The 11,521-nt window shown below is 64.3% G+C and carries 12 protein-coding genes and 1 tRNA gene; 5 read left to right on the top strand and 8 right to left on the bottom strand.

The window, feature by feature from the left end:
* Positions 1-102: 102 nt before the first annotated feature.
* From DIE15_RS26445 to egtB, 5 genes are all read right to left on the bottom strand, one after another.
* Complete coding sequence (locus tag DIE15_RS26445) at positions 103-492, bottom strand: hypothetical protein (protein WP_124834738.1); 390 nt, start codon at positions 490-492, stop codon at positions 103-105.
* A 221-nt stretch (positions 493-713) separates the two neighbouring features.
* Positions 714-968 (bottom strand): hypothetical protein, encoded by a 255-nt coding sequence (locus DIE15_RS26440; protein WP_057928014.1) that lies wholly within the window; start codon positions 966-968, stop codon positions 714-716.
* 57 nt (positions 969-1,025) lie between these two features.
* Positions 1,026-1,322, bottom strand: a complete 297-nt coding sequence (locus DIE15_RS26435; RefSeq protein WP_057928015.1) for a hypothetical protein — start codon at positions 1,320-1,322, stop codon at positions 1,026-1,028.
* Positions 1,323-1,594: 272 nt separating this feature from the next.
* Positions 1,595-2,608 (bottom strand): L-histidine N(alpha)-methyltransferase, encoded by a 1,014-nt coding sequence (egtD, locus tag DIE15_RS26430; protein WP_124834737.1) that lies wholly within the window; start codon positions 2,606-2,608, stop codon positions 1,595-1,597.
* Complete coding sequence (gene egtB, locus DIE15_RS26425; RefSeq protein ID WP_124834736.1) at positions 2,592-3,821, bottom strand: ergothioneine biosynthesis protein EgtB; 1,230 nt, start codon at positions 3,819-3,821, stop codon at positions 2,592-2,594. Before egtB ends, egtD begins: the two co-directional genes overlap by 17 nt.
* A gap of 626 nt (positions 3,822-4,447) precedes the next feature.
* Between egtB and DIE15_RS26415 the strand changes: the two genes are divergently transcribed.
* Together DIE15_RS26415 and DIE15_RS26410 are read left to right on the top strand one after the other, a co-directional pair.
* Positions 4,448-4,924: a carboxymuconolactone decarboxylase family protein gene (locus DIE15_RS26415; protein WP_057928018.1), complete on the top strand. Its 477-nt coding sequence runs from the start codon at positions 4,448-4,450 to the stop codon at positions 4,922-4,924.
* Positions 4,924-5,805 carry a sigma-70 family RNA polymerase sigma factor gene (locus DIE15_RS26410; RefSeq protein ID WP_124834735.1) on the top strand — a complete coding sequence of 294 codons (882 nt, stop codon included), beginning with the start codon at positions 4,924-4,926 and terminating at the stop codon, positions 5,803-5,805. Before DIE15_RS26415 ends, DIE15_RS26410 begins: the two co-directional genes overlap by 1 nt.
* A gap of 228 nt (positions 5,806-6,033) precedes the next feature.
* Here the strand turns inward: DIE15_RS26410 and DIE15_RS26405 are convergent.
* Positions 6,034-6,110 (bottom strand) — tRNA-Val (locus tag DIE15_RS26405).
* Between the two features lie 890 nt (positions 6,111-7,000).
* On the opposite strand from DIE15_RS26405, the gene DIE15_RS26395 reads away from it, so the two are divergent.
* Complete coding sequence (locus DIE15_RS26395; RefSeq protein ID WP_124834734.1) at positions 7,001-7,291, top strand: hypothetical protein; 291 nt, start codon at positions 7,001-7,003, stop codon at positions 7,289-7,291.
* A 652-nt stretch (positions 7,292-7,943) separates the two neighbouring features.
* On the opposite strand, the gene DIE15_RS26390 is transcribed toward DIE15_RS26395, so the two are convergent.
* Both DIE15_RS26390 and DIE15_RS26385 read right to left on the bottom strand, forming a co-directional pair.
* Positions 7,944-8,705: an anti-sigma factor gene (locus DIE15_RS26390; RefSeq protein ID WP_057928020.1), complete on the bottom strand. Its 762-nt coding sequence runs from the start codon at positions 8,703-8,705 to the stop codon at positions 7,944-7,946.
* Positions 8,702-9,220, bottom strand: a complete 519-nt coding sequence (locus DIE15_RS26385) for an RNA polymerase sigma factor (RefSeq protein ID WP_057928021.1) — start codon at positions 9,218-9,220, stop codon at positions 8,702-8,704. The genes DIE15_RS26390 and DIE15_RS26385 overlap by 4 nt, the downstream gene beginning before the upstream one ends.
* Positions 9,221-9,377: 157 nt before the next feature.
* Between DIE15_RS26385 and DIE15_RS26380 the strand changes: the two genes are divergently transcribed.
* Positions 9,378-10,466 carry a catalase family peroxidase gene (locus DIE15_RS26380; protein ID WP_124834733.1) on the top strand — a complete coding sequence of 363 codons (1,089 nt, stop codon included), beginning with the start codon at positions 9,378-9,380 and terminating at the stop codon, positions 10,464-10,466.
* Entirely contained in the window at positions 10,466-10,996 is a 531-nt protein-coding gene (locus DIE15_RS26375) for a cytochrome b (RefSeq protein ID WP_175826466.1), read from the top strand. The genes DIE15_RS26380 and DIE15_RS26375 overlap by 1 nt, the downstream gene beginning before the upstream one ends.
* The last annotated feature ends 525 nt before the right edge of the window (positions 10,997-11,521 follow it).

Raw genomic sequence — 11,521 nt, 5'->3', positions numbered from 1 at the left:
GCAAATCGGGGTCGATGCGAGGCGGGCATGCGACAGCCCTTGTACGACGGTCATGAAAAAAGGGCGCCGAAGCGCCCTTTCTCCCGGATGCGTATGCCGTACTTACAGCGTGTGACCGAACGCGTTGCGATGCGCGTGATGCGTCGACGTCGAGGCATGTGCGGTATGGCCGTGCGTATGCCCATGACCGCGGCCTGGCTGCGTACCCGCACGATCGGCGATCGTGTCGGAGCGATCGGCCGCTCGCGCGAGGCCCTTGTCGCGGTCGCCCGAACGGAAACCGTTCGAGTTGCTCAGCGCTGCGCCGCTCATATGGCCGCCGGACATGCCGCCCGCGTTGCCACCCATGCCGCCCATGCCGCCTGCGCCGTGGCCACCACCGTTGCCGCCACCACCACCGCCTCCATTGCCGCCGGCCGCTGCATTCGCGGAAACGGCGCCGAGTGCGAATAGCGCGGCTGCCAGCACGGACAGATATCGTTGCATTTTCATTGTTTGCTCCCTGGAGCGCGTTTGTGTAGTTGCATTCTAGGAACGCTGAAAATTCGCGCGATTCCGCGTTGTAAATGATCGTAACGGCGCGCGTGGCGCGTATTCGTCAGACCAATTTGCAAAAGGCCGGCGCGGGCGCGAAATGCGGGGCCGGCCGCCGTGAGAAAAGGAAGATGAAAGGCGGAAACGGCGCCGCGGCGCCGCTCCGTCGACGATTGCGCTTACTGCGCGGGGTGCATGCCCTGCGCGGCGGCCTTGCGCTGCGCGGCCAACTCCTGCTCGTGCTTCCTCGCCATGTGGTGGCCGACGATACAGCCGCCGACCGCGCCGACCACGGCGTGATGTCCCGCATAGTGGCCGGCGACGCCGCCCACCACCGCGCCCTTCATGCAGCCCGCTGCGTGCGCGCTGCCGATCGTTGCGAGCGCAACGACAGCGGCGGTTGCGCACAACCTGATGTGTCGAATGGGCATCATGCGATCACTCTCCTCTTGTCGTCGTGATCAGGGTTCTCGTGATCCGGTCGCCGGGCTTCAATCCCAGCGGCCGCGCCATCCGCCACGGTCGCCGCGATCGCGCCACTCATGCTCGCGCCATTCACGGCGGCGCCATTCGTGTTCGCGCCATTCGCGCGCACGCCAGCCGTCGTCGCGGTAACCCACCGGCGCGTACATCACCGGTGGCGGCGGCGCGACGTAGACGGGCGCCGGCGCCGCGTAGACGCCCGGCACACCGACGCCGACCGACAGGTCGACGTGGGCCGATGCGACGCCCGATGCTGCCAGCGCCGCTACACCGAGAACTGCACCGAGAATAAGTTTCTTGCTCATCTGGCGACTCCCTGCACGTGTCGTGCTTCATGTGAATACGGTTCGGAGTCTAGACACCGGGCGCCGACACAGGTGAAACCGGTCTGCGAGACCGGTAACGGACGTTTACGGATGAGCGCAAAGCCTTGCGTGGCAAGGGCGACGAGCGCTTCGACGTGTCGTTGCAACGGCGCATCGAAGCGGTAAAGGCGGGAATTTTTGCCGAAGATCGGGCCGGCGATGCATGCAGCATGCAAACCGCACGCACGCCGTGCGAGCGGTTCGTCACGGCGTTACGCACGGATATCGTCGACGCTGCGCAGCCAGTGCACGCTGAACAGGTTGTCCGCATCGGTCCATACGGTGTCGGGCTCGAAGCCCGCACGCCGCGCGATCGCATGGAAGCCGTCGATCGTGAACTTGTGCGAGTTCTCCGTATGGATGCGTTCGCCGGCCTCGAAGCGGAACGGGTGGCCGCGCACGTGCACCGTCTGCGCGATATCGCTGACGAGATGCATCTCGATGCGCTGCCGCTCGCGATCGTAGAACGCGCAATGCGAGAACGCGTCGAGATCGAAGTCCGCACCGAGCTCGGCGTTCGCGCGGGCGAGCAGGTTCAGGTTGAACTGCGCGGTCACGCCCTGCGCGTCGTTGTACGCGTGATGCAGCGTGCGCTCGTCCTTCACGAGATCCGCGCCGACCAGCAGGCCGCCGCCGCGCAACAGCCGCGCGGCATCGCGCAGGAATGCGTCGGCTTCCTCCGGCGAGAAGTTGCCGATCGTCGAGCCGGGGAAGAAGCCGATGCGCCGGCGCGGCGTTTCGGTCAGCTCGGCCAGCTGGTCGGCCTTCGTGTAGTCGGCCGCGATCGGCGCAACGTCGAGCCACGGATACGCGGCACGCAGCCGCGCGGCCGCGCCGTGCAGGTAGTCGGCCGAGATGTCGATCGGCACGTAGCGCGCCGGCGCGTTCGCGTAGTTGTCCGCGCATGCGTCGAGCAGCACGCGGATCTTCTCGAGCGAGCCCGCGCCGAACTCGATGATGTCCGCATGCGGGCCGACGCGCCGAACGATCTCGGCCGCACGATCGCGCAGGATCCCGAGCTCCGTGCGCGTCGGGTAGTACTCGGGCAGTTCGCAGATGCGGTCGAACAGCGCGGAGCCAGCCGCATCGTAGAAGTATTTCGGCGAAATGCTGCGCGGCGTGCGCGACAGTCCGTCGATCAGGTCGCGCTCGAACGCGCTCGGCCGCGCATCGCGGGCGGGTTGCAGGCCACCGCTCGTGGCCGTCAGGTCAGACGTCTCGCGCAAGTCGCACTCCCGTGAATTGCCAGCGCGCGGCCGGCGGAAAGAAATTGCGGTACGTCGGCCGCTCGTGCCCCGGCGGCGTCGCAATGCTGCTGCCGCGCAGAACCTGCTGGCCAACCATGAACTTGCCGTTGTATTCGGCAGTGACGCCGGCGAGCGGCCGAAAGCCCGGATACGGCTCGTAGGACGAACGCGTCCACTGCCATGCATGCCCGAGCATCTGTTGAATGCCGTTCGTGCCGAACGCGGCTTCCCATTCGAATTCGGTCGGCAGGCGTGCGCCGGCCCATTCCGCGTACGCGGCCGCTTCGTAGAAGCTCACGTGACACACGGGCGCATCGGGCGCGAGCGGCTCCACGCCGTGCAGGCCGAACGCGCGCCATGCATGGACGATTTTCGCATTGCCGTCATCGTCGGGAATCCAGTAGGCGGGCCCCGACCACCCTTCCCGCTGCACCGTTGCCCAGCCGTCGGACAGCCAGTATTCAGGGCGTTCGTAGCCGCCTTCCGCGATGAAGGCCGCGAATTCCGCATTCGTCACGAGACGGTTCGCGATCTCGCACGGGCGCACGAGCGCCGTATGGCGCGGCCGTTCGTTGTCGAACGAAAATGCGTCGCCGTCGTGGCCGATCTCGATGAGCCCGCCCGGCTGATGCAGCCAGCGCAACGGGCCCGCATCGCCCGCGGCCAGTGCGGCGTGCGTGCCGGCGCCGCTGCGCGGCCGGAACGCGGGCTTCAGCGGGTTGCACGAGAACGCATGCAGCATGTCCGTGACGATCAGCTCCTGATGCTGCTGCTCGTGATGCAGGCCCAGCTCGATCTCGGGCGCAATCGCCGCGAGCAACGCCGGGTCGGCTCCATCGAGCGCGCGCAGCATCGCTTCGTCGACGTACTGCCGGTACGCATGCACCTCGTCGAGCGACGGACGCGTAAGCAACCCGCGCTGCGGCCGCGGATGGCGCGGGCCGAGCGCTTCGTAATAGGAATTGAAGAGGAACTGGAACGTGTCGTCGAACGGCGCGTAGCCCGGCACGCGGCGCATCAGCACGACGGTTTCGAAGAACCAGGTCGTATGCGCGAGATGCCATTTCACCGGGCTCGCGTCGGGCATCGACTGCACGGCCTGGTCTTCGGCGGACAGCGTCGCGGTCAATGCGACGCTATGGGCGCGCACGTCCTGGTAACGGCGCTGAAGCTGGGATGCAGGGAGGCTCATCGGTTTACCGTCCACGTCGCGATTCGCTGCGTTGCGTTGCCGGAAAAGGGAAAGCCTTGCGCTCGGATGCGCGCGGCTGACGTGCGACCTTCGTTGCTGCGTCGTCGGGCAGCCGGCGCGCGCGCCGGGCCGCTGATGCGGCGTCACTCCATCTGCCCATGCAGAACAGTATGGGCCAGAAATGTGAACGTCGCGAATCGGATTTCGGGTGAAACGAACGCGAAAGAAAAATGAAAGCATTCGCCATGCGCGGGTCGGCGGCGTGACGAACCGTCGATGCCCGTCATGGCGAGGCTCGGTAACGGAAGGAGGAAGGAACGCAATGTGCATGCCTGCACGTGCGCACTACCGACGCCTCATGACAGCCGCGCTGCTCCGATGAAAGGTCGATGGCTCGGGTTCGCCGGAGCAACGGCGCCATGCGGCTGGTCGAATGTCCGGTGTGCGGGACGACCGAGACGATATCCGTCTCGATCCGCGCGTTGGTATCGCGGCCGCCCGCCCGATTGTCAGCGGCTCATGCCTTCGCACGTTTCCCGGTTTTTGAAAAATTTTTCGCATCGATGTCACACGCCCTGGGGGCTCGCTCGTCATATCAATGGAACCCACACGAAAGGAGAAGGACCATGACTGCGAAACTCAATCCGTTTGCCGCCGCCCCCGCGCTGATGAAGAGCTGGATGACCGTATCGGTCGCAGCGGCCGGGAGCCTCGAGCCGACGCTGATCGAGCTGGTGAAGATCCGCGCATCGCAGATCAACGCGTGCGCGAACTGTCTTAACATGCACACCGTCGAGGCGCGCGAGCAAGGCGAGACCGAGCAGCGCATCAACCTGCTGGCCGCGTGGCGCGAAGCGCCCTGCTACACCGACCGCGAACGCGCGGCGCTCGGCTGGACCGACGCGCTCACGCGGCTGTCGGAGGGCCACGCCGCGCACGAGGCCGCGTATGCGGCGCTGAACGATCACTTCAGCCAGGAGGAACAGGTGAAACTCACGCTGATGATCAACGTGATCAATGGCTGGAACCGGCTTGCCGTCGGCTTCGGGCTGTGGGTCGATCCGGCCGAAGCGAAGGCTGCGGCGGCGAAGATGGTGGCCTGATGACGAACCTCGATCCGGCCGCGCGCAGTGCCGAAGACCGGGCTGACGCAGCAGCGAGCTTCAACCCGCTGCGTCGCACGCTGATCCGCGTCGCGTACCGGATGCTCGGTTCCGTCGCGGATGCCGAGGACATGGTGCAGGAGGCGTTCATCCGCTGGATGGACGTCGATCGCACCGAGGTGCGCGTGCCCGAGGCGTTCCTGCGCCGCATGGTGATGCGCATGTGCCTCGACCAGCTGAAGTCCGCGCGGCACCAGCGCGAGACCTATATCGGCCCGTGGCTGCCCGAGCCGGTCGTCGAGGAAGATGCACAGGAAGACGTCACGCTGCCGCTGATGCTCGCGCTCGAACGGCTGTCGCCGCTGGAGCGCGCGGCGTTCCTGCTGCACGACGTGTTCGGCCTCGAGTTCGACGAGATCGCGACGACGATCCAGCGCGACCCGGCTGCATGCCGGCAGCTTGCGGCGCGCGCACGTACGCATGTGCGCGAGGCGCGGCCTCGGTTCCATGTCGAGAAGCAGCGCGGGATCGAGCTGGCCGAGGCGTTCTTCGCGGCGTCACGCAGCGGCGACATGCGCGCGCTCGGCGCGATGCTCGCCGAGGACGTGAGCCTGCATTCCGACGGCGGCGGCAAGCGCGCGGCCGCGGGCAAGCCGGTGATCGGCTTCGAACGTGTGATGAAGGTGCACGAGTACCTGGCCGAGCTGTTCACCATGCATGCGTCGAAGCTCGTGCGGGCCGGGTTCATCAACGGGTTGCCGGGTTTCGTCACGCTGGAAGCCGACGGCGAGCTGCAGACTACCGCGCTCGAGATCGAGGATGGGAAGATCGTCGCGATCTATGTCGTGCGGAATCCTGACAAGTTGAAGCATCTGCACTGAGGGTGGCCGGTAGGCGCATTGCGCCTGCTGCCCCTTCTCCGCGCCCTGCTTTGCCTGTCGCCGGCTGATTGCGATGCGTGTATCGCACGACGCACCGTGCACATGTATGCGCAGTTTCGGCCGCAAAAATAAAAACGCCACGCGATGTTGCCGCGTGGCGTTCGTATGTTTGACGAGCCGGATTGCCTGTAGGCAATTCGCGCTGCCGGACCCCTTCATTTTGTTCGTTGGTAGGCTCGATTGGATTCGAACCAACGACCCCCACCATGTCAAGGTGGTGCTCTAACCAACTGAGCTACGAGCCTAAGAAGCCGCGAATTATAGAGAGGGTTTTCGAGGAGCACAAGCCCCTTCGTGAAAATTTTTTGAATCGGGGGTGCGGGACGCCGACGATCGAGGTTGCCTGGCGACGCCGGGGACGTCGGCGTCACTGTTTCACATCACAGCAAAACGTGTCGATGCGCTGTGATGTTATCCACATTCCCCTCTGGATAACCGTCCGACAAGCCTCTGGATTCACAGTGGAACGATTGAGGATATGTTGGCGCGGCCGTGAATCGACGAAAAGTTGTTCTGTGCTGCACAGAGCTTTTCGTGTGCATTGCCTGTGGTTATGCATTCCGCTTCACGCTGTAAATTCAGGACGTTACGGAGGTTATCCACTGTGAGGCGGCGCGCTTGTTAACTATCACTACGTATGTATACGAACTCTGTTAACACCTTTGGATAAGCACAGTCCGCCGACTGTGATTCGAGCAGGATATGCACTGCATACGGTGGCGGGATACCTGAATCGGCAGGCTGTGAGGCCTTCGGCCAATGTGCGAACGGCAGGTCTGTAGAATCGCCTGCGTTCACGATGCGATTCACCTTCTCGACGTCAGCATCACAAAGTCGAAGATCGTTCGGACGATCGCAAAGTGGTCTGAGCTGGCTGTGGTGAGCGGGCATCCCACAGAGGCTCGAGTCGAGCCGTGTTCATGGGGGAGCGGAGTTTCGCTACGATCCCAGGCAAGGAGATTTGAGTTTAGAGATGAGGTTCGGCGAAGGACGCCTGCAATGAATAGCCTGCCAATGAAACGCTGGTGAAGGATATCGCCGGGAACGTCGCTGTCGTCGTCACCGGTCGATTGCGTGGCACGGTCCCGATCAGTACGTGATCGAACCGAACTGATGTGAACGGAGCAAATCGATCATGGCGTTCATGCAGCCGGCGTTGTTATGCGAAGACCTCGATGCGATCATTCGCGACGAGTTGCGGCTTGGCAATGTCTTGCCGGAGTCTCCCGTGCGTGCCGACTGGCCGACGAAGGGTGGCATATTCGCGGCATTGCGCGACGATCTTCATCTGCACGCGCTCACGCTGCTGCCGCATGTGCGGCACTCGGTCTGCACCGATCCGCATTACGGATGGCATGACGAGTGTTTCTGCGAGCGGCACGGACATTTGCTGGTGGCGGGGAAGACGAAGCAGCCGAAGCGCTGAAGAATAGGCAGGAATGGAGGATCTCGAGCGCGCAGCAATGGATGTGGGCAATTACCGCAAACCAGATCGAAAACGCCGTGGCACACTCGTGGCCCGCGTGCGTAGCGCGTTTCACGATACGTGCAGACTCGACGCGTTCAGTTGTCCGAGCTGCGCGTCATGTTGAAAAGCTTGTTGATAATCCCGCGCCGGAATCAATCGAAATGCTGTGCAATGAAAGAGTGAGCGCTCCGTCGATGGATGATCCCATCACGCTGCGAGGCTTTGGTGACGGGGCTTTGAGCGTTTCGAGGCGTTGGGTCGATTGACAGGCGGGAAAACGATAGCACTAACGTTCAGGATGTGGATATCCCGAAGGTAAACTCACTCGAAACGCTGTGCGCCGCACCGGTGAGCGCAAGCACCCGCACTGGATGTGGACATCCAACCCGGAAGTTACTCGAAATGCTGTGAACGACGAAGGCGAGGGCGGCGATGTTCGATCAAGACATCGAGTTGTCCGTCCGATGTAGATAACAGACTCCGAACAGACTCCAATCGCTGTGCGCTTGAACGGTGTGCGGATGCACCGATGATTGTGCTGCCCGCATGATCAGCTACTTGGACGGCCGCATCGGAAATGCAGGGCCTGTGAGGCCGCGCATCGCATCACTCAAGTCTGCTGATCGAGCGCCTGCACGACCGCTTTCTCCCCGAGGCTCCCGGCTGGCCCGACCACCGCATAGTTGAGCCCGTTCACCGAACCATACCGCGCCAGCAACGCGCCATCCACGCGTTGCCCGGCCGGCAGCAGCCGATGTTGCGATTCCGCGGGCCGCAGATAGAAGCTCAGCGTTCGCCCGCCATCGTCCTCGTAGAGCACCATCGCAGCCGTGGCCCCGCTGTCCGTCGTAAACAACCGCCCGCCGATCGGCCTGAATCCCGCCGCGCTCAAATCCGGCAGCTTCGCCGACGCGCCGACGCGCCGGGTGAGCCACCCCTGCAAATCTCCCGCACGCGTCGGCCGGTAATCCACCTTCGCGGTTTGATCGACCACCATCATCCGGTAAGCCTCGACCGCATCGCTCATCGGCGCCACCGCAGGCGGCGCGTTCCACCCGCGCGCCTGCCACCCTCCGAAGGTCCCGAGCCCGATACAGAACACGAACGAAGCGGCCATCGCGAACCGCATCCGCGAGCGCTCCGCCCGCCGCGCACGAATCGCCGCAGGATCGAGCTCGGGGTTCTCGCCCGGCATCCGCACGCTTTCCAGCGCGGCCCGCAACCGCTGCGCATCCTGCTGCCATTGCTTCACCTGTTCCGCACTCTCCGGATGCAGCGCGAGATATCGCTCGACCGCGGCGCGCGCATCGTCGTCGAGCTGGCCGTCGACATAGGCCTGGAGATCGTGTTCGTCGGGACGGAGGTTGTTCATTTCATCAAGCGGAGAGAAGGAGCGGGAAGCTCGCCGTCGCTGAGCTGGCGCAGCGCCTTGCGCGCGCGGGAGAGCCGCGACATCACGGTGCCGATCGGCACGTCGAGCAGGTCGGCGACTTCCTGATACGTGAAGCCCTCGACCGCGACGAGCAGCAGCAGGCTGCGCTGCTCGTCGGACAGATGGCCGAATGCTTCGAGCGTCGCACGCGCGGCTACCTCGCGCTCGGCGGAAGGCCAGTGCGGCTCGTCGTCCGTGCGGATCCGGCCGAGCAGCCACGCGTAGCGTTTCGCGCTGCGTTTGCCGTCGAGAAACTGCCGGTACAGGATCGTGAAGAGCCAGCTGCGCAGCGATGCGTCGTCGCGGCGGCTCGTCCAGCGCGACAGCGCGCGCTCGAGCGTCGACTGGACGAGATCGTCGGCCGCGTGGACGTCGCGCGCCAGCCAGAGCGCGAAGCGTCGCAGCCTGGGGATGAGTTCGCGCAACGCGTCGTCGTCGAGGGCGTTTGGGGGCATGGCCTGGGCGCTAGCCGATAAGCGTGGAGATGCCGCGTAGGACGCCGGTCGGCGCCGCCTATTCCGTCAGCATACAAAAAATTTCTTCATGGAATAAAGCAGCGCGGGCGGCGTCCTACGCCCGTTCGACAATGATCTGACGATCGGGAGTGCATCCATGAAGCAATCTTCTTCTTCGCCGCCGCGGGAGCCCGGGCGCGGGTGGTGGCGCTGGGCCGTGATCGGCGGTGCGGTGGCCGGCGTGGCCGTCGCGTTCGGGTATGTCGGCGGATGGCTCGCGCCGGCGCGTCTGACCCCGCACCGGCTCGTCGATGCGCTGCAGACGGCCGGCGGCGGCATTCACCCGGGCTTCCGGCGCAATCATGCGAAGGGCGTGTGCGTGACCGGTTACTTCGAAGGCAACGGCGCCGCGAGCGCGTATTCGGTCGCGCCGTTCTTCAAGGCCGTGCGCACGCCGGTGGTCGGGCGGTTCGCGCTGCCGGGCGGGAATCCGTACGCGCCCGACAGCAGCGTGCCGATCCGCAGCCTCGCGCTGAAGCTCACAGCGCCGGACGGCCAGCAATGGCGGACCGGGATGAACGCGATGCCGGTGTTTCCGGTGGCGACGCCGAAGGCGTTCTACGCGCAGTTGCTGGCGACCCTGCCGGATCCGGCGACGGGCAAGCCCGATCCGGCGAAGGTGAAAGCATTTTTCGGCGCGCATCCGGAGACGGCCGCGTTCCGCGCATGGGTGAAGGGTGCGAAGCCGAGCGCGAGCTACGTCACCGAAAGCTATTACGGGCTGAACGCGTTTTACTTCGTCGACGCGGCGGGCAAGCGCCAGGCGGTGCGATGGCGCGTCGTGCCGGAGCAGACGGCCGGCGCCGGGGATGTCGCGACGGCTGCGGATCCGAACGTGTTGCAGCAGGACCTGACGCGGCGCATCGCGGACGGCGCGCAGAAATGGAAGCTGCTGGTCACGCTGGCTGAACCCGGCGATCCGGTGGACGACGCGACGAAGGTCTGGCCCGCTCAGCGCACGACGATCGACGCGGGGACGCTCGTGCTCGATCGCGTGGAGGCGCAGGACAGCGGGCCGTGCCGAGATGTGAATTACGACCCGACGGTGCTGCCGCAGGGGATTCAGGTGTCGGGGGATCCGTTGCTGGCGGCGCGGTCGGCTGCCTATGCGGATTCGTATCTGCGCAGGACGAGTGAAGAGGCCGGCGTGGCAGGCGTGGCGCGTTTGAGTGGGGAGGGACGGTGATGAAGGCTTCGACGATGTTTAGCTTGCCGGCGCGGGTGCTGCATTGGGTGATGGCCGCGATGATCATCACGATGTTGTTCATCGGGGTGGGGATGGTGGCGTCTGTTTCTGAGCGGCATGAGGTTCTGGTGGCGATTCACAAGCCGCTAGGTATTGCCGTACTGGTGCTGGTGTGTGTGCGGATCGTGGTGCGGATTCTGTCGAAGCCGCCAGCGTTGCCCGATGATCTGCCGTGGTGGCAGAAGGTTGCCGCGCACGGGTCGCATCTCATGCTGTATGCGCTGATGCTTGCGATGCCGCTGATCGGGTGGGCGATGCTGTCGGCGGGCGGGTATCCGGTGACGCTGGGCAGCGGCGTGCAACTGCCGGCGATTGTTTCCGCGGATCCGGTGACGTTCGCCTGGCTCAGGGTCGCGCATCGCGTGCTGGCCTATCTGTTCTTCGCGACGTTCCTCGCGCACTTTGCCGCGGCGCTGTATCACGGGCTGATTCGGCGGGACGGCGTGGTGAGGGCGATGGTGGGGCGGTAATCGACGGGAGGTTGCGTTCGCTGCGGCGGAGCTGTTCTCGGGCGACCGAGGCTGCGTTTGCCGTGTCGCTTATATATGACCATTGGCGAGGCTCAGCGGCCCCCGGCGCCGCGCGTCAAAAAAATTTCACAAAGGGGGTTGCGGAGACGGGGTTGGGTGCTTAGAATCACGCCTCTTTCGCGCTAACGGAAACGCGGCGCGGGGGAAGAAAGGGAAGCAGTGCGGTTGAGGGCGGGTTGTAGAGCCCCGGCGCACACGGAGTTAAACCGCAGTCGTCGCAATGAAGCAGTTAAAAAAGTTGTTGACGAGTTTTAAAAAACGGTTGATAATCTCGCTTCTCTGCTGCTGAAAACGCAGCGCTGCTGAGAAACACGAAGTTCCTCGCAGAAACGCTCTTTAAAAATTAACAGCCGATAAGTGTGGGCGCTTGATGGCCGCGAGCTGATCCTCGGATCAGATAGCGAAAGTATCAAGAGTCTCACACTAAAGTAAGTCAGGTTTATGAAGTGATTCATATACCTGTCA

The organism is Burkholderia sp. Bp9031, from assembly GCF_003857965.1.
Lineage (GTDB): Bacteria > Pseudomonadota > Gammaproteobacteria > Burkholderiales > Burkholderiaceae > Burkholderia > Burkholderia ambifaria_A.
This window is presented reverse-complemented; position numbering and strand designations above follow the sequence as displayed.

Coding starts and splice junctions, on each gene's coding strand:
- DIE15_RS26390 (WP_057928020.1), bottom strand. CDS start 8,705: ATGAACAACCTCCGTCCCGACGAACACGATCTCCAGGCCTATGTCGAC.
- DIE15_RS26435 (WP_057928015.1), bottom strand. CDS start 1,322: ATGAGCAAGAAACTTATTCTCGGTGCAGTTCTCGGTGTAGCGGCGCTG.
- DIE15_RS26445 (WP_124834738.1), bottom strand. CDS start 492: ATGAAAATGCAACGATATCTGTCCGTGCTGGCAGCCGCGCTATTCGCA.
- egtB (WP_124834736.1), bottom strand. CDS start 3,821: ATGAGCCTCCCTGCATCCCAGCTTCAGCGCCGTTACCAGGACGTGCGC.
- DIE15_RS26395 (WP_124834734.1), top strand. CDS start 7,001: ATGGCGTTCATGCAGCCGGCGTTGTTATGCGAAGACCTCGATGCGATC.
- DIE15_RS26375 (WP_175826466.1), top strand. CDS start 10,466: ATGAAGGCTTCGACGATGTTTAGCTTGCCGGCGCGGGTGCTGCATTGG.
- DIE15_RS26415 (WP_057928018.1), top strand. CDS start 4,448: ATGACTGCGAAACTCAATCCGTTTGCCGCCGCCCCCGCGCTGATGAAG.
- DIE15_RS26385 (WP_057928021.1), bottom strand. CDS start 9,220: ATGCCCCCAAACGCCCTCGACGACGACGCGTTGCGCGAACTCATCCCC.
- DIE15_RS26410 (WP_124834735.1), top strand. CDS start 4,924: ATGACGAACCTCGATCCGGCCGCGCGCAGTGCCGAAGACCGGGCTGAC.
- DIE15_RS26440 (WP_057928014.1), bottom strand. CDS start 968: ATGATGCCCATTCGACACATCAGGTTGTGCGCAACCGCCGCTGTCGTT.
- DIE15_RS26380 (WP_124834733.1), top strand. CDS start 9,378: ATGAAGCAATCTTCTTCTTCGCCGCCGCGGGAGCCCGGGCGCGGGTGG.